Consider the following 17,389-nt stretch of genomic DNA (forward strand, 5'->3'; position numbering starts at 1 on the left):
CCACCATGTCACTGCTTGGCGCGCTGACGGCCTGCGCATCGCCACCTCCCGAGAAAACACCCGAGCAAGCTGAATACGCCCGTTATCTGCAAGCGCGTCAGGCCAAGCGCGCCGCGGAGAAAGTCCCGACCTTCCCCGTCAGCATCAGCTGCTACGGCCACGGGGCTGGCTACATCTACAGCTTCTCCGTACAGGAGCCGGTGTACGGCCAGTTCAGTCGGCGAATGATCTGGGGCGGCAGCGGCAACTGCGGCCTGGTGCTGGCGGGCTATCAGGTGCCCCTGACCTGGACGCCAGGCATGAAGGTCAAGGTTCGCTGGAAGCCGGATGGCCGGGAGTGGATAGAGAAAACCACCGCCATCCTGCCCTACGACAAGCCGGGCACCGTGATCGTCCATTTCTTTCCCCACGACGAAGTTCGAGTGGTGGTCTCCAACTTCTACCCAGAGGGACCGAACCATCCCATCCTGCCGACCGCCACCGTGCCGCCCCCGGAGCCGGACTGACATCGTTATCGCCATTCACTCCCGTGCCAGCCGGATAACCCAGCCGGTATTCATCGACCAGTCGGGTGCTTCCGCGCACGCTCACTGACGTTTTCATCCTGCTTCCAATGACTGTCACCGCAGAGACCATCTCGATCTTCCCGTCCCGTCCTACCGCTAAAACCATTCCTGCCGACACGGGTGGCACGATCACCCACGAGATCGTGGCGCAGGCCTGCTCCAATGGGCCGCAGAGCCTGCCGCCGTGTCTGCAGTGTGTGTATGAGAACTACGAAGCGGCCAACAGGCACGACCCCGTGCTGAGTGACGCGATCGAATGGCGGCTGCTTCGAAGACGACAGCTTGGCGTAGATGCCCAAACCCGATGGGACCGAGAGCAGGAACAGAAAGTCTTTGAAAAAATTTCGGTCTTCGATCCGGGTGAGCAGGAACGCGCGGCCCGCCTGTTCCCGCTGCAGACCGACGAAGACGCCAGCACGATCCCGGAGGGTTTTTCCGAGAACGTCGTGAGGGTGATCACCGACAGGCGGCGTGAACCAGGCGGGTACCTGTTGGAGCGCGCGGTATTCGAGGGCAAGAAGCCATGAAGTGGCTTGTCTGCCTACCGGTCATCGTTGTGCTGGCTGCGTGCGGCGCGCCGCCGAGGGTGTTGACGCCCGAGGAGTCGGCACAGCAGCAGAGACTGCGAGCAAGGGAAGCCAAGCGCAGATCTGAGGAAGTCCCGACCTTCCCCGTCAGCATCAGCTGCTACGGCCACGGGGCTGGCTACATCTACAGCTTCTCCGTGCAGGAGCCGGTGTACGGCCAGTTCAGTCGGCGAATGATCTGGGGCGGCAGCGGCAACTGCGGCCTGGTGCTGGCGGGCTATCAGGTGCCCCTGACCTGGACGCCGGGCATGAAGGTTAGGGTTCGCTGGAATCGTCCCGTCAAGGGTGAAGACAACTGGATCGAGAAGACCACGGCGATCTTGCCTTACACCGCCATTGGCAATCTCTACGTGCATTTCTTTGCCAACGACGAGGTACGCGTGTTGGTATCGCAAGTGGGAGTTCTCAACCCTGGCCACGCCATCCCGCCGACCGCCACCGTGCCACCCCGCGAGCCCAACTAAAACTGCAGGGAACTGGAGTGCGACGAAAAGGAGTGCACGGGGATCGGTTTCAAGAAGACCGGCGCGCTTTTCGTGCGCAAGTAACAGCTCTCCTGACCAGGTCGGCGCGGCGCCAGAGTCGCGCCGCCATGCACTGACGGTGCCCTCGCCCGAGTAACCGATTCCCCGTTGCCGGGGCTTATGGATGGGCAGGCCGTAACCATCCGGGTCCGATGAGGTCGGCCGCGTCGTGGCGCCGACTCACGCCCGCGACGCGCCCTGCGGGCATCACATGAACACCCATCGCCAGCGCCGAAGCCCTTCGGTGCTGGGCGGCCCCGCAGGCGACGCCGGCCGCCGTTGTGATGCGGGCGCGTGCCGGAGCAGATGGCGCGCAGCGAAATCGAGTGGACCTGACGGGTTGGTCGCGCGGGACGCGAGCCGCCCCCCCGCCCGCGATCCCTTTCCGGTGCCTTCAACCCGCAGCCGCCTTCGAGGCGAGTCGGTCGGCACCACACGACCAAAGCAGGCATGCATCCTGCTAACCAGTCGGCACAACCCGACTTTTTCACGTTTCAAGCCCCTTTTTAGTGCCATTGCCCCCGATTCACCCATGAATTCCAGTTTTTCGAGCGGTCGGCTTTTTCCGACCAACCCACCAAAACAAAAGCAGCAGGCAGCATGGAAAGCGCACTAGCCCGCCTCGGCATTGTCGGCAACCTCTACAAGGTCTACCGCGCGGCGATCGAACTCGGCGATGTGCCGGTCTCCAAGATCATCGAGCGCACCGGCCTGCCCAAGGCCACGGTCTACGGTGCACTCGACCGCCTGGAACACGAAGGCCTGGTCGCCGAATCCAACGGCGAAGGCCTGCGCCGGGTACGTGCCAACGAGCCCGGCGTGCTGTTGGAGCACGTCGAGGCGCGCAAGCAGATGCTGACCGAGGTGTTGCCCCAGCTGCGAGCGCACTACTACCGCGCCCAGGGCAAGCCCAACATCCGCTTCTACGAAGGCGAGGAAGGCGTGCGCACCGCGTACTGGGAGTCCATCTCCGGCGACGCGGGCGAGCTGCGCGCGGTGTTCTCCATGGCCGAGCTGATGGAGGTGCCCGGCCTGCCGGTGGTCGACGAATACATGGCCGAACGGGTGCGCCGCGGCAAGTTCATGCGGGTGGTGCGATCGCGCAGCCACGACCGTGCGCACATCTGGCAATCGAGCCACGCCGAGCTGCGCGAACTGCGCTATGCGCCGGCGGCCATCGAGCTGTCGATGACCTTCGTCATCTACGGCTCGCGCGTGGCACTGATGTCCTCGGCCAAGGAATGCTACGGACTGATCATCGAAAGCGAGGAGTACGCCCAGATGATGCGCGCCATGTACGAAAGCCTCTGGCTGCAGAGTGAACCCACACCCTACATCGACTGATTCGACCGACTCCCCACCCAAAAAATCGCCATGAAATTCAATCCCGTCGTCTTGCGCAACGCCAGTGGTCTGGTGGCTTTCTTTGCGCTCTGGCAGCTGCTGAGCGTGCTGGGCTTCATCAACTCCTTCATGCTGCCTTCGCCCTGGGGCGTGCTCGAAGCCCTGTGGGTGATGCTGCAGGACGGCACCCTCATGACCAACCTCGGCGCCAGCCTGCTGCGCGTGGCCGTCGGCTACTGCCTGGCCATGGTGGTCGGCTTGTCGCTCGGCTTCCTGTGCGGCTCGGTGCGCCAGGTGTCGGACTTCGTGCGGCCCGTCATCGAAGCACTGCGGCCGATCCCGCCGCTGGCCTGGGTGCCGATCTCCATCCTGTGGTTCGGCCTGGGCGATGCCTCGGCCTACTTCCTGGTGTTTCTCGGCTGCGTGTTCCCGCTGTTCTTCGGCGCCTACACCGCCGTGCGCTCGCTCGACCGCAACCAGCTCAACGCCGCCCTGTGCCTGGGCGCCGGCCGCTGGCTGATGCTGCGCGACGTGCTGATCCCGGCCTCGCTGCCCATCGTCATGCCCAGCCTGCGCCTGGCGCTGGGCATCGGCTGGATGTGCGTGGTGACCGCCGAACTCATCGCCGCGCAGACCGGCCTGGGCTACCTCATCCAGCAGTCGCGCATGGTGTTTCAGATCCAGAACGTCGTGGCCGGCATGGCGACCATCGGCCTCGTCGGCTTCCTCATGTCCAACCTGCTCGAACGCATCGAACGCCGGGTGCTCGCCTGGGCGCCGTCCGAACGCGCCTGAACGCACCGCACCGACCCCATCCCGCAGGAAACACATCCATGAGCAACGCCGTTCACCTCGAACTCTCCAACATCTCCAAGGTTTTCCATTCGCCGCGCGACGGCTCCACCGTCACCGCCCTGAACGACGTGTCGCTCAAGGTGATGAAGGGCGAATTCATCTCGCTGCTCGGCCCCTCGGGCTGCGGCAAGTCGACCCTGCTCAACATCCTGGCCGGCTTCCAGAAGCCGAGTTCCGGCGTGCTGCTGCAGAACGGCCGTGAAATCACCGGCCCGGATCCGTCGCGCACCGTGGTCTTCCAGGACTACGCGCTGTTCGGCTGGATGACGCTGCAGCAGAACGTGGAGTTCGGCATGAAGGCCAAGGGCGTGGGCCGCCAGGAGCGCGGCGAGCGTGCCCGCGAACTGCTCGCCAAGGTGCAGCTGAGTGGCTTCGAAAACCGGTTCCCGCACGAGGTCTCCGGCGGCATGAAGCAGCGCGCGGCCATCGCCCGGGCGCTCGCACCCGACCCCGAAGTGCTGCTGATGGACGAGCCCTTCGGCGCGCTCGACGCGCAGACCCGCGTGCTGCTGCAGGAAGAGATCGCCCGGCTGTCGTCGGACACCGGCAAGACCGTGATCTTCGTGACCCACGGCATCGACGAGGCCGTGTTCCTCGCCGACCGCGTGATCGTCATGAGCCCGCGCCCGGGCCGGGTGCGCGAAGAAGTGAGAGTCGAATTAGGCCGTCCCAGAACGGCGGAAGTACGAGCAGGGGACTGGTTTGTTTCAACCGTCAATTCGCTTTGGGAAACCCTGAAGCCCGAATGGCAAAAAGCCGAAGAGGTCTAAAAAATCATGTCGATCAACCGTCGCAATTTCAACCAGCTGGGTATCGCTGGCGTGCTGATGTCGGGCATCGCGCCCGCCCTGGTGCGCTCCGCCCAGTCCATGGACACCGTCCGCTTCGGATGGAGCAACACCGTCATCGTCTCGGCGCAGACGATGCATGTGCTGAAGAACACCGACATCGCCGAGCGCAACGGCATCAAGCTCGAACAGCCCCTGCTGATGAACAGCCCGGCGGTGAGCGAGGCCATCGCCTCGGGCTCCACCGACATGGGAACCGTGTCGGACTTCAGCTCCGTGACGATGATGGCCGCGGGCGCGCCCATCGTGCCGGTGGCACACCAGTCGAGCTTTCGCTCGGGAATCATGGTCACCAAGAAATCGGGCATCAAGAGCGTGGCCGAACTGAAGGGCAAGCAGATCTACGGCACCTTCGGCATCACCGCCTATCTCAACGCCCAGGAAGCGGTGCGCAAGGCCGGGCTCACCGTGGGCCGCGACGTGAACTTCGTCAACATCAACACGCCCGAACTCACCGATGCGGTGCGTGCCCAGCGCATCGACGCCTTCTTCATGTGGGACCCATGGCTGGCCCTGTTCGAAGACGCCGGCCTGGCGTCGCCCGTGGCCGAGAACACCTCGCCCGCCATGGTGCTGCAGGCGCACACCCGCTTCATCAAGGAAAAGCCCGAAGTGCTGCGCCGCTTCCTCAAGGCGCACAACGAGGCCCTGTTCTGGGCCAGCCAGAACCACACCCAGGCCAACGCCTGGTTCCGCTCGCTGGAGCCGGCCAAGAGCATTCCCGAGAACGTGATCGAGAAGGCCAGCGGCTTCGATCCGCAATGGTCGGCCAGGAAGATCGCCGACGTGTCCTGCACCATCAAGCCCGAAGGCATCGCCAGCATGGAGAAGATGGGCCAATGGGGCTTCGGCGAGAAGCTGCTGCCCAAGGTGCCGGAAGTGGCCAAGCTGGTCAACACCGAGATCTCGGCCAAGGCCGACCAGGACACCAAGGCAGGCGGTTTCGACCCCGCCACGGTCAAGCTCAAATCCGCCTGATTCCATAAATAGATCGCCCCATCCATCGGAGACCCTCCCATGACCCGACACATGCCGACGCGCGTGGACGCCGTCGAATCGCTGGTGGAGGCGCGCGGCCTGCTCGCGCCCACCACCATCGCGGACTACGAACATTTTCTCGACGAGAAATGGCTGCCGATGAACGGCGGCCGCCTGGCCGCCCGCGCCTGGACCGAACCCGACTTCAAGGCCCGGCTGCTGGCCGACGGCAAGGCCGCCGCCGCCGAGATGGGCTTCGCCATGCCTGAACACCACGGCAGCCTGGTGGTGCTGGAGAACACGCCCGCGCTGCACAACGTGATCTGCTGCACGCTGTGCTCCTGCACCGCCTTCACCATCATCGGCATGGCGCCGGGCTGGTACAAGGACCTGGACTACCGCGCCCGCATCGTGCGCGAGGCCCGCACCGTGCTCGGTGAACTCGGTCTGCTGCTGCCGGCCGAGGTCGACATCCGCATCTGGGACACCACCGCCGACACCCGCTACATGGTGCTGCCGGTGCGCCCGCCGCACACCGAGGGCTGGTCGCAGGAACAGCTCGCCGCACTCGTCACGCAGGACGCGCTGATCGGCGTCTCGCGCCTCGAAGCGCCTTACGCCGCCAGCGGCACCAACTGAAGGACCGCGCACCCATGGACGGCATACACGACCTGGGCGGACGCCAGGGCTTCGGCAAGGTCTCGCACGAGAACCACGAGGCGTTCCACGAGTACTGGGAAAAGAAGATCAACGCGATCACCGGCCGGCTGGTCGGCCAGCACGTCTACAACATGGACGAGTACCGGCACGCCATCGAGCGCATGGACCCGCGCCACTACATGGCGGCCAGCTACTACGAGCGGGTCTACACCGCCGTGGTCACGCTCTGCGTCGAGAAAGGCATCTTCACCGCCGCCGAACTCGATGCGGCCGCCGGCGAGCATGTGCCGCTGGCCCTGCCCGCGCGGCCCGGCCGCACCGCGCCGGCCGAGCTGCCGGCACTGGCCATCGGCGACCGGGTGCGGGTGAAGACCGACCTGGTCGGCGGCCACGTGCGCATGCCCGCCTACATCCGGGGCAAGACCGGCCGCATCGTCGGCCAGTCGCCGGCTTACCCCTACCCGGACGCGGCGGCGCACGGCCTGGCGAGCGAGCGCCAGTGCACCTTCGACGTCTGCTTCGACGCCACCGAACTGTGGCCCGACGCGGCCGAGCCGGCCGAGGTGCACGTGGGCGTGTTCCACGGCTACCTGGAAAAGCTGGCATGACGGCCGCACTCCCGGCCTCACTCCCCGCGGCGGCCGACGAATCGCTCTGCCTGCCCGACGCCCACGCCCTGCTGCAGGGCTTCGGCAAGGGCGCCTTCACGCCCTCGCAGGTGACCGACGCCTACCTGGCGCGCATCGCCCGGCTCGATGGGCGGCTGCACGCCTACGTGCTGGTGCTGGTCGAACAGGCCCGCGCCCAGGCCGCCGAAAGCGACGCCCGCTGGCGCGCCGGCACGCCTCGCGCGCTCGAAGGCCTGCCGGTGGCCATCAAGGACCTGATCGAGCTCGAAGGCCACGACACCACCGCCGGCTCCGCCACCCGGCGCGGCCGGCCGTCCACCATCACCGCCACGCTGGCGCGGCGGTTGAGGGAAGCCGGCGCGGTGATCCTGGGCAAGGTCCACACCGCCGAATTCGCCTTCGGCTCCTGGGGCGACAACGAGCATCTGGGCGCACCGCTCAACCCCTGGCGGCTCGACGAGCCGCACACCCCAGGCGGCTCCAGCAGCGGCAGCGGCGTGGCGGTCGCGGGCCGTCTGGCGGTCGCCGCCATCGGCACCGACACCGGCGGCTCGGTGCGCATTCCGGCGGCCTTCAACGGCGTGGTCGGCCTCAAGACCAGCTTCGGCCGCATCAGCGGCCATGGCGTGGTGCCGCTCAGCCCTTCGCTCGACACCCCCGGCGTGCTGGCCCGCTCGGTGCCCGACGCCGCCCTGGTCTACCAAGTGCTGCAGGGCCACGACGCGCTCGACCCGCGCACCTGGGCGCGTCCACCGGCGTTGCCGGTGTCCGGCCCGCTCGACGATCTGTCGGACCTGCGCCTGGCCGCCCTCTGCGACACCGACCGCCAGGGCATTGCGCCGTCGATGCTGGCGGCCTACGACGACTGCCTGGACCGCCTGCGCGCGCTCGGCGCCACGGTGGAGCCGGTGGTGCTGGAACAGCCGGTCCACCGCTTTGGCGACCCGACGCCGATGGCCGCCGAGGCCTTTGCCCTGCACGGCGCTGTCGCGCTCGATCCAGCCAGCCTCATGGACCGCACGGTGCGCCAGCGCGTGCTTGGCGGCGACATGCCGGCGGCCGATTACCTGCGCCACCGCGAGACGGTCGCCGCGCAATCGGTCGACTACCACCGCCGCATGGTCGGCTTCGACGCCTTCGTGCTGCCCACCACCCAGGTGCCGGCGGTGCCGCTGGCGAGCATCGGCCGCCGCACCAACGCCAGCGTGCTGACCCGTTTCGCCAACCTGTTCGGCCTGTGCGGCGTGGCGCTGCCCAGCGGCTACGACGAGAGCGGCTTGCCGCTGTCGCTGCAGATCTGCTGCGCCGGCTATCAGGAACACGTGGCGCTGCGGCTGGCGGAATCGCTGGAGCGGGCGACCGCCGACGCGCGGCATTACCCGGAGATCTGAGCGACCGAACGGCGTCCTTATTTGCGCGACGACTAAGGAAACACGCAAACCTTCGTTTCTGCGTGACAGGCGGCCATCTGTAATGGCGGGATTGCTTCACTGCGAGCCGCCATGTCCGCCGTTCTCGATTCCGCTTCCTCCACCTCGACGTTCGACATCCGCCCCCTGCACGATTCGCTGGGCGCGGAAGTCGTCGGCCTGGACCTCTCCCGGCCGCTTTCCGACGCCGATTTCGCGCGCATCCACCGCGCTCATCTCGATCACCATGTGCTGGTCTTCCGCGACCAGCGCATCACGCCGGCCGAGCACGTGGCCTTCAGCCGCCGTTTCGGCCCGCTGCAGATCCACGTGCTGAAGGACTTCCAGCTCGCCGGCCACCCCGAGATCCTGATCGTCTCCAACATCAAGAACGACGATGGCAAACCCATCGGGCTAGGCGACGCCGGTTACTTCTGGCATTCGGACCTGTCGTACAAGGCCGTTCCCAGCCTCGGCTCGCTGCTGCATGCGCAGGAACTGCCCTCCGAAGGCGGCGACACCCTCTTCGCCAATCAGCACGCGGCCTGGGACGAGCTGCCCGAAGCGCTGAAAAACGCCGTCGGCGGCCTGCAGGCCGAGCACAGCTACCTGGCCCGCTACGAGGAACTGCGCCAGCGCAGCCCCTGGCGGCCCAAGCTCACCGAAGCCCAGCTCGCGGAGGTGATCCCCGCCGTGCATCCCGTCGTGCGCACCCATCCGGAAACCGGTCGCAAGGCGCTTTTCGTCAGCGAACACTTCACCACCCGCATCGTCGGCCTGCCCGAGGACGAGAGCCGCGCGCTGCTCGCCGAGCTGTTCGCGCACAGCGTGCAGGACCGCTTCGTCTACCGCCACCGGTGGCAGCCGCACGACCTGGTGTTCTGGGACAACCGCTCGGTGATGCATCTGGCGGCCGGCACGCCGGACCACCTGCGCCGCCGGCTCAACCGCACCACCGTCGAGGGCGACCTGCCCTTCTGACATGCAATCCGCTCTTCACCTCGCGGCGTCCCAAACGCCCCGCACGCCACCCATCGCCCCGCTGCCGGCCACACCGCTGCTGCGCATCGACCGGGTCAGCATCGACTACCCGCTCGCCGACCGCTCGGTGCGCGCGGTGCACCGCGTCAGCCTCGACGTGCACGACGGCGACCGATTCATCCTGCTCGGCGCCTCGGGTTGCGGCAAGTCCTCGCTGCTCAAGGCCATCGGCGGTTTCATCCCGACCAGCGAAGGCACGATCGAACTCGCCGGCCGCCCGGTGCAACGCCCGGGGCCGGACCGTGCCATGGTCTTCCAGGAATTCGACCAGCTGCCGCCCTGGCTCACCGTCGCCCAGAACGTCGCGTTTCCCTTGCGCGCCACCGGCGTCAAGCGCCGCGAGGCCGCCGAACGTGCCGCGGCTTATGTCGACAAGGTGGGACTGGCGCGCTTCGCCGACGCCTACCCACACCAGCTCTCCGGCGGCATGAAGCAGCGGGTGGCCATCGCCCGCGCCCTGGCGCTGCAGCCGCGTGTGCTGCTGATGGACGAGCCCTTCGCCGCGCTCGACGCCCTCACCCGCCAGCGCATGCAGCAGGAGTTGCTGGAGCTGTGGGCCGAGTTCCGCTTCACGCTCGTCTTCGTCACCCACGCCATCGACGAGGCCCTGCTGCTGGGCAGCCGCATCGCGGTGCTGTCGCCGCATCCGGGCCGGCTGCGCGCCGAGATCGACGCCTCGCGCTTCGGCACCGACGACGTGGCCGGTGCCGACTTCCGCGCCGCCACGCAGCGCATCCACGGCCTGCTCTTCGAAAAACCGCATCGGGAGCACGCATGACGTCGATCGCCGTACTGCCCCGGCCGGATGTCGAATACGCCCTGGTCGACGTACCCGCCGAGATCGCCGCACCGACCCGCTCGGCCTGGCAGCGCTTCTGGAGTCACGACGGCGTGCGCCGCGCGGTGGTGGTCGCCGCTTTTCTGGCCGGCTGGGAAATCATCGCCCGCCTGCAGGCCAACGACCTGATGCTGCCGACCTTCGGCCAGACGCTGCTGGCGCTGATCGACGGCTTTCGCACCGGCGAGTTGCCGGCCAAGGCGGGCATCTCGCTGGCGCTGCTGCTCAAGGGCTATGCGGCCGGCGTGGCCTGCGCCTTCGTGCTGACCAGCGTGGCGGTGGCCACCCGCTGGGGCCGCGACCTGCTGTTCACCCTCACTTCCATGCTCAACCCGCTGCCGCCCATCGCCCTGTTGCCGCTGGCGCTGCTGTGGTTCGGCCTGGGCCAGGCGAGCCTGGTCTTCGTGCTGGTGCATTCGGTGCTGTGGCCGCTGGCCCTGGCCACGCTCACCGGCTTCCAGTCGGTACCCGCCACGCTGCGCATGGCCGGCCGCAACTACGGCCTGGGCGGTGTGCGTTATGTGCTGCGCCTGCTGGTGCCGGCCGCGCTGCCGTCGATCCTGTCGGGTCTGAAGATCGGCTGGGCTTTCGCCTGGCGCACGCTGATCGCGGCCGAGTTGGTGTTCGGTGCGTCGTCCGGCAAGGGGGGCCTCGGCTGGTACATCTTCCAGAACCGCAACGAGCTCTACACCGACAAGGTTTTCGCCGGCCTGGCGGTGGTCATCGCGATCGGCCTGGCGGTGGACCTGATCGTCTTCGGCACCCTCGAAAAACTCACCGTCCGGCGCTGGGGCACCCTGCAGTGAGCCGGCATGTCTTCGATTCCATCCATCCACTTCCGACCCGCTACCTTTCCATGACATCGCGTATCGCATCGTTCGTCGTCGCCACCGCCCTCGCCGGCGGCACCCTGGCCGCCCACGCAGAGGGCCAGATCCGCATCGCCCAGCAGTTCGGCATCGGCTACCTGCTGCTCGACGTGGTGCAGGACCAGAAGCTCATCGAGAAACATGGCAAGGCGCTGGGCGTGGACGTGAAGGTGGACTGGAACCAGATCTCCGGTGCCACCGCCATGAACGAGGCGCTGCTGGCCAACTCGCTCGACGTGGTATCTGCCGGCGTGCCGCCGATGCTCACGCTGTGGGACCGTACCAGGGGCCGGCAGAACGTGAAGGCCATCGCGGCGCTGGGATCGCTGCCCAACTACCTGATCACCAACAACCCCAAGGTGCAGAACATCAAGGACCTGAGCGACAAGGACCGTATCGCCGTGCCCGCCGCCGGCACCGGTTTCCAGTCGCGCACCCTGCAGATCGAAACCGCCAAGGTCTTCGGCAAGGACGAGTTCAAGAAGTTCGACAATATCTCGGTCAGCCTGCCGCACCCGGACGCCACCGCCGCACTCATCTCCGGCGGCTCGGAAATCAACACGCACTTCTCGAGCGCGCCCTTCTACTACCAGGCGATCGACGCCAACAAGGCGGTGCACAAGATCATCAGCAGCTACGACATCCTGGGCGGCCCGGCCACCTTCAACGTGCTCTACACCACGCAGAAGTTCCACGACGAGAACCCCAAGACCTACAAGGCCTTCTACGCAGCGCTGCTGGAAGCCGCCGACTACGTGCGCCGCGACAAGGCCGGCGCGGCGCAGACCTTCATCCGGGTGCAGAAGTCCAAGCTCTCGCCGGAATTCGTGCGCCGCATCGTCGAGGATCCGGAGAACGACTTCACCGCCTCGCCGCACCGCACCTTCGTCTATGCCGACGAGCTGAACAAGCTCGGCGTGCTCAAGACCAAGGCCGGTTCGTGGAAGGACTACTTCTTCGAAGAGGCCTACGCCCAGCCGGGCAGCTGAGCGCGGGGGCAAGGCCCGCGCGGGTCAGGGCAGCGTGGCGCGCACCAGCTGGTCGTCGTTGATCATCACCAGTTGCTTCACCCCGGTCGCCACGGCCGAGCGGATGCCGGGCACCAGCTTGGGATCGTTGCCGTAGACGATGCCGGTCTGCACCGTCGGGATCAACTGGGTCAGCACGCCGGTATCGGGCGCGAGGCCGAAGATGCCTTCGCTGGTCGTCAGAAAGATGTTGCCCGCCGGGTCGATCACGATCCGGGTGCTGCCCCGGTTGAGAAAGGTGCCGCTGGTCGCCAGCGTGCTCACGCTGCCGTCGGGCGCCACGCGGCGCACCGTCGCGTACGGCTGCGCATCGTCGATGACCCACAGGGTCCCGTCCGGCGTGAAGGCGATCGATGCCGGCAGCGACAGACGGGCGGTGCCGCGCGGACCGTCTTCGGCGCCGAGCGACCCCAGCTCGCCGGCGAAGGTGCTCACGTTGCCGGCCGGGTCGATGCGCCGGATCGCCGAATTGAATTGATCGGCCACGAACACCGCCCCGCCCGGCCCCACCGCCAGGCTCTGCACCCCCTGGAAACGCGCCGCTGCCGCCGCACCGTTGGCCGTGCCGCTGACCGACTTGGAGCCGGCGAGGCTGGCCACCGTGCGTGTCGCCGGGTCGAGCCGCCGCACGTCGTGGAGGTCGGCGAAGTAGATGGTGCCGTCGGCGGCCACCGTCACCGCCTGGCCGCCGGCGGCCACCTGCGCGATGTTGTCGCGCCCGTCGAGGTTGTTGACCGCGCCGGGCAGCCCGATCAGCGGCGTGATGCGGCCGTCGGCGGCCAGGCGGCGCACCGTGGTCTGCTCGGCCAGCACCAGGCTGCCGTCGGGCGAGGCGCCGATCTGGCTCAGGTTGACCAGGCGTGGCGGCAGCTGCGCCAGCACGCCGTTGCCGTCCGGATGGGAGGTGTTGAACCAGGCCTCGTGGGCGATGGTGGTGAGGTAGCCGTCGGCTGCCGCCACCCGCAGCGCGCCGTTGTTGAAGTCGGTGAAGACCACGCGGCCGTCGCCGATGGCGGCCACGCCGCCGGTTTCGGATCCGCCGATGAAGCCGGTGCCGGGCGGCCCGTCGATCAGCGCGGTGGGTGATGGCGTCGGCGGCGCGCCGCGGCTGCCGGCCAGGGTGCGCACCGTGCCGGTGGTGAGATCGACGGCGCGGATCAGGCCGCTGAAGGCGTCGAGGTCGCGGGCATAAAGCGTGTTGCCGTCCACCGTCATGCCGCGCAGGTTGAGGAACGTGCCCGCGCCGGCCGGGCCGTCGACGGTGACATTGGCATTGCTCGGGCCGCCGCCGGCCACTGTCTGCACCACGCCGGCCGCATTGCCCACGCGGGTGATGCGCCGCAGATAGCGGTTACCGGTATCGGCGACATACACCGTGTTGTCGCCCGCCACCGCAACGCCATACACCACGTGGAAGCGCGCACTGGCGGCCGGCCCGTCCTGGTAGCCGAAGCCGGCGGCCGGGTTGCCGGCATAGGTGGTGACCACGCCCGCGGGCGTGACGCGGCGAATCGCGTAGTTGCCGGTGTCGGCCACGTAGAGATCGCCGTCCGGCCCGGCCGCGAGCGCGATCGGCAGGTTGAAGCTCGCCGCGCCGCCGATGCCATCGGCGCGGCCGGCGGCCGCATAGGGCGTGCCGGCGATGGTGGTGACGGTGCCGTCCGGCGCGATCCGGCGCACCACGCGGGCGGTCGGTTCGGTCACGAACAGATTGCCCGACGCATCGGCGGCGATGCTGCTCGGCGCGTTGAAGCGTGCCGCCGTGCCCACTCCGTCGATGGTGGCCAAATCATTGACCGCCCCCGCCACCAGCGTGATGGTCGACAGGTCGGCCGACAGCCGGCGCACCGTGGAGCCGGCGACGAATGCGTAGCTGCCAGAAGCCTCGCGCACGATGCCGTTGGGCTGGTCGACGATGGCCTGGTCGCGCACGCCGCTGACCGGCACGCGCGCCAGCGTGGCGGCTACCGCCGCCGTCACGCTCAGGGTAGCGACCGCACTGGTCGTGGCCGACAGCCCGCCACACGACACCTGCGCCCGGAACTGCGCGCCGTTGTCGCTGCTCGCCGGCGCCATGCTGTAGGTGGTGGCGGTGGCCCCGGCGATGTCGGCGAACACCCCGCCGCTGCCGCGCTGCCATTGCACGGTGAAGTTGCGCGCGCTGCAGCCGCCCGCCACGGTGAAGCTGGCGGTCGTGCCGGCCGATGCGCTCTGGCTGCTCGGCTGCGCGCTCAGCGACAGCACCGGCGGCGTGGCGGCCGGTGTCACGGTGAGCGTGGCGTTGTCACTGGTGGCGTTGCCGGCGGCGTTGCTCACCACCGCGCGGAAGATGGCACCGCTGTCGGTCGATGCGGCGGCGGCGAGGGTGTAGGTGGCGGCGGTCGCGCCGGCGATGGCGCTGCCGTTGCGCTGCCACTGGTAGCTCAGTGGCGCGGTGCCGGTCGCCGTCACGCTGAAGGCGGCGACCTGGCCTTCGACCACGGTGGTGCCGGCGGGCTGGGTGGTGATGGCGGGGGCCACGTCCACCTCGCCCGGGCTGCCGCCGCCGCCCGGGGCCACGACCGGCGGCGGGGTGTCGCCACCGGCGGCCGGATCGTTGCTGCCGCCGCAGGAGGCCAGCGCCATGCAGAGCGCGGCGGCCAATGTGCGGCAGGCGTGCGGTGGTGGAAGCCAGCGTGAGAGAGCGATAACCAGCCCTTGCCACCGGCCGATGGCGCGGCGTTCAGGAAAGGTCAGCCTGGCGAAATTCGTCATTGCCACTCCTTGATGAAAACCGGTCGGCCCGCAGGCCGGTCAGATCGGGCACGCCGGCCTGCATGCGCTGGCGCAGGCGCTTCCATTGCATGCGGCGGCGCATGGCGATCACGGTGACGCAGCCGCAGCCGACCAGGTTGATCAACGAGATCAGCACGAAGGGCAGGTCGTGAAGCACCAGCAGGCCGTAGAGCGTGCTGGTGGCCTGAGCCAGGACCCAGGAGCCCCAGGTCAGAACCGAGACGGAGCGGGCGCCGTCGGTACAGCGCCAGACCACGATGATCTGCGGGAGGTAGGTGACGAGCCGGGTGGCGTTGGTGAGGAGGTAGAGCCAGGCGATCAGGCCTAGCCAGCTGTTGTCGATGTCTGACGGGTGGACGGGCATGTCAGTACTGCCCTGCGCTGGCTTTTCTTGCGCTTTGGTCTGTCGTGTTGCTGGAGCCGTCTTGCTGCCTCATGACCCGCCTCTCTTGGTGGAGCCCTTCTGTGAAGGAGTGGCGGAACTTTAGGTAGGTCGAGCTATGGTGGAAATGCCGCGATGGCGTGAGAGGGTCGCGTGTTTGCGGGATGGACTTCCGGGTTGTTGGTCTTGCTGGACCGGCTTGGGTTCATCGCTTTCTTCTATTGGTCGGGGGGCTAGCTGGGGGCTTGCTCTTTGCCGGGCTGGCCGCTCGTTTTCTTTTTTCTTCTCTATGCAGAGGGTGGAGCTGGGGGCTTGCTCTTTGCTAGGTCAGCTTGTCTTTTTTCTTTTCTTCTCTCTTCCGAGGGTGGAGCTGGGGGCTTGCGCGCCCCCAGACCCGCGGTAACTGATACCTTGTGGGCCAGCTTCCCTTCGCGCGAAGGAGGCCCGTTGCGGTGACCCTGTGCGGTAACTTGGGATCAGATCCTGCAAGAAAGACTGGTGCACGGTGACGGATTCGACGTCGTAGCTCGAACGGTGTCTTGGGGCGCCAGCGGCCCGCGCGGGCCGCTGGCTGACCCCGCGTATCAGGTTGGGAGAGTCGGATAGCGTGCGTTTTTGCGGAGTCACGGCGATGAACTCTCAAGTGGGCGTGGATGTCAGCAAGGCCAAGCTCGATGCGGCATTGCTCAATGAACAGGGCAAGTACAGGACGAAGGTTTTTGCCAACACGGCGGGCGGTTGTGCGGCCTTGCTCGACTGGTTGGCCGCACACGTTGCGGGCGGCATCTCGCAGGTGCATGTCTGCATGGAGGCCACCGGCACGTACCACGAGCTGCTCGCGCTCGCGCTTCATGACCGGGGTGTTCTGGTCTCGGTAGCCAACCCGATGAAGGTCAAGCGCTTCATCGAGGTGGAGGGCACGCGCAACAAGACCGACAGTGCGGACGCCAGGAGCCTGGCGAGGTTCTGCCGGATGACGCGGCCTGAGGCGTGGGAGGCGCCGAGCAAGGCGGTGCGGGAGTTGCAGGCACTCGTGGCGCGACTGGACACGCTGCAGCAGATGCGCCAGAGCGAGCTCAATCGCCTGGACGTGGCGCACGGTGCGGTGCAGGCTTCGCTGCAGGAGATGATCGAAGTGCTCACGAAATCGATCGAGGAAGTCCAGCGCAGGATCCGCCGGACCATCGACGACGATCCCGATCTTCAAAGGCGTGACGGCCTGCTGCAGAGCATTCCGGGCATTGGAGAGCGGACGGTGGCGCAATTGCTGGCCTACATCGGACGTCCCGAACGGTTCAAGTCGGCCAAGGCGCTGGCGGCGTATGCGAGTGTCTCGCCGTTGATCAGGCAGTCGGGCACATCGCTCAACAAGCATCACGGCACGCATGCGCAGGGGCATCGAGAACTGAAGAAGGCGCTGTACTTCCCGGCCATGACGGCCAGCCGCTTCAACCCGGTGATCAAGGCCTTCAGCCAACGTCTGAAGGCGCAGAACAAACCCAACAAGGTCGTTTTGGTGGCGTGCATGCATAAGTTGCTGGCGATCGCTTTTGGCGTACTTCGATCGGGAAAACCGTTCGATCCGAGCCTGGCTTGCTCGGCCAGGGCTTGACGATCAACACGGTGTCTTTCTTTTCTGGCAAAAAAGAAAGTCACCAAAGAAAGTTGCCTTGAAGACGAGCTCGAGGCTCGGTCGGGCCATAGCTTCGCTCGGCCTGGGGAATGTGCCTTCGAACGCTCTAGCGGCAACAGTTTGGACAAGGGTCGATCCAGTGCCTCTGCCCCTGCTTCGCAGGGTCGGGGCTGAGAGGGTAAGAACAGGTGACCGCACTGAGCACAGCGACGGGGCCGCGCTGCTCCGATGGCCACGCGCGCTGCTTGCACGGCCGAGATTGCACTGGCGCGTCGAATGGTCATATGACATGACCGCTGACCGGCTGAGAACCGGGCGCACTGACCAAATCGACGAGCGGGGCGAATCGACGCGGCTGATCGCTCCGGCCACACCCCGGCGCGCAGCGAGCATGGCGATTGAACCAGCGCGGCCCCCTTACCG

17 protein-coding genes are annotated in these 17,389 nt (G+C 67.2%); 15 read left to right on the forward strand and 2 right to left on the reverse strand.

The features are described from left to right. The first annotated feature begins 5 nt into the window (after nt 1-5). The 14 genes from R9X41_RS15630 to R9X41_RS15695 all read left to right on the forward strand — a co-directional run bounded on the left by R9X41_RS15630 (nt 6) and on the right by R9X41_RS15695 (nt 12,137). Nucleotides 6-506 (forward strand): DUF3304 domain-containing protein, encoded by a 501-nt coding sequence (locus R9X41_RS15630; protein WP_318631364.1) that lies wholly within the window; start codon nt 6-8, stop codon nt 504-506. 107 nt (nt 507-613) lie between these two features. After that, the gene (locus tag R9X41_RS15635; protein ID WP_318631365.1) at nt 614-1,093 is read left to right on the forward strand and encodes a hypothetical protein; all 480 of its coding nucleotides are present in this window, start codon (nt 614-616) and stop codon (nt 1,091-1,093) included. Then, a complete protein-coding gene (locus R9X41_RS15640) occupies nt 1,090-1,617 on the forward strand; it encodes a DUF3304 domain-containing protein (RefSeq protein ID WP_318631366.1) in 528 nt (175 codons plus the stop codon). Before R9X41_RS15635 ends, R9X41_RS15640 begins: the two co-directional genes overlap by 4 nt. A 660-nt stretch (nt 1,618-2,277) precedes the next feature. Further along, a complete protein-coding gene (locus tag R9X41_RS15645; protein ID WP_318631367.1) occupies nt 2,278-3,021 on the forward strand; it encodes a TrmB family transcriptional regulator in 744 nt (247 codons plus the stop codon). A gap of 30 nt (nt 3,022-3,051) precedes the next feature. Continuing rightward, nucleotides 3,052-3,816, forward strand: coding sequence for an ABC transporter permease (locus R9X41_RS15650; protein ID WP_318631368.1), 765 nt, complete (start codon nt 3,052-3,054; stop codon nt 3,814-3,816). 38 nt (nt 3,817-3,854) lie between these two features. Beyond that, on the forward strand, nt 3,855-4,646 hold the full coding sequence (locus tag R9X41_RS15655; RefSeq protein WP_318631369.1) for an ABC transporter ATP-binding protein: 792 nt from the start codon (nt 3,855-3,857) through the stop codon (nt 4,644-4,646). 6 nt (nt 4,647-4,652) lie between these two features. Next, a complete protein-coding gene (locus R9X41_RS15660; protein WP_318631370.1) occupies nt 4,653-5,702 on the forward strand; it encodes an ABC transporter substrate-binding protein in 1,050 nt (349 codons plus the stop codon). 39 nt (nt 5,703-5,741) lie between these two features. Next, nucleotides 5,742-6,341, forward strand: coding sequence for a nitrile hydratase subunit alpha (locus R9X41_RS15665; protein ID WP_318631371.1), 600 nt, complete (start codon nt 5,742-5,744; stop codon nt 6,339-6,341). 14 nt (nt 6,342-6,355) lie between these two features. Then, on the forward strand, nt 6,356-6,970 hold the full coding sequence (gene nthB, locus R9X41_RS15670) for a nitrile hydratase subunit beta (protein WP_318631372.1): 615 nt from the start codon (nt 6,356-6,358) through the stop codon (nt 6,968-6,970). After that, nucleotides 6,967-8,382, forward strand: coding sequence for an amidase (locus R9X41_RS15675; protein ID WP_318631373.1), 1,416 nt, complete (start codon nt 6,967-6,969; stop codon nt 8,380-8,382). The genes nthB and R9X41_RS15675 overlap by 4 nt, the downstream gene beginning before the upstream one ends. Nucleotides 8,383-8,493: 111 nt before the next feature. Then, nucleotides 8,494-9,381 carry a TauD/TfdA dioxygenase family protein gene (locus R9X41_RS15680; protein ID WP_318631374.1) on the forward strand — a complete coding sequence of 296 codons (888 nt, stop codon included), beginning with the start codon at nt 8,494-8,496 and terminating at the stop codon, nt 9,379-9,381. Nucleotide 9,382: 1 nt separating this feature from the next. Then, nucleotides 9,383-10,219 carry an ABC transporter ATP-binding protein gene (locus tag R9X41_RS15685; RefSeq protein WP_318631375.1) on the forward strand — a complete coding sequence of 279 codons (837 nt, stop codon included), beginning with the start codon at nt 9,383-9,385 and terminating at the stop codon, nt 10,217-10,219. Then, the gene (locus R9X41_RS15690) at nt 10,216-11,085 is read left to right on the forward strand and encodes an ABC transporter permease (RefSeq protein WP_318631376.1); all 870 of its coding nucleotides are present in this window, start codon (nt 10,216-10,218) and stop codon (nt 11,083-11,085) included. The genes R9X41_RS15685 and R9X41_RS15690 overlap by 4 nt, the downstream gene beginning before the upstream one ends. Nucleotides 11,086-11,135: 50 nt before the next feature. Then, nucleotides 11,136-12,137, forward strand: coding sequence for an ABC transporter substrate-binding protein (locus tag R9X41_RS15695; protein ID WP_318631377.1), 1,002 nt, complete (start codon nt 11,136-11,138; stop codon nt 12,135-12,137). Nucleotides 12,138-12,161: 24 nt separating this feature from the next. On the opposite strand, the gene R9X41_RS15700 is transcribed toward R9X41_RS15695, so the two are convergent. Further along, nucleotides 12,162-14,930: an NHL domain-containing protein gene (locus tag R9X41_RS15700; RefSeq protein ID WP_318631378.1), complete on the reverse strand. Its 2,769-nt coding sequence runs from the start codon at nt 14,928-14,930 to the stop codon at nt 12,162-12,164. Continuing rightward, nucleotides 14,899-15,315 (reverse strand): hypothetical protein, encoded by a 417-nt coding sequence (locus R9X41_RS15705; protein ID WP_318631379.1) that lies wholly within the window; start codon nt 15,313-15,315, stop codon nt 14,899-14,901. The genes R9X41_RS15700 and R9X41_RS15705 overlap by 32 nt, the downstream gene beginning before the upstream one ends. A gap of 649 nt (nt 15,316-15,964) precedes the next feature. On the opposite strand from R9X41_RS15705, the gene R9X41_RS15710 reads away from it, so the two are divergent. Then, nucleotides 15,965-16,945 carry an IS110 family RNA-guided transposase gene (locus tag R9X41_RS15710; RefSeq protein ID WP_318630940.1) on the forward strand — a complete coding sequence of 327 codons (981 nt, stop codon included), beginning with the start codon at nt 15,965-15,967 and terminating at the stop codon, nt 16,943-16,945. Nucleotides 16,946-17,389: the final 444 nt, after the last annotated feature.

Source organism: Xylophilus sp. GOD-11R, from assembly GCF_033546935.1.
Taxonomy (GTDB): Bacteria; Pseudomonadota; Gammaproteobacteria; order Burkholderiales; family Burkholderiaceae_C; genus Xylophilus.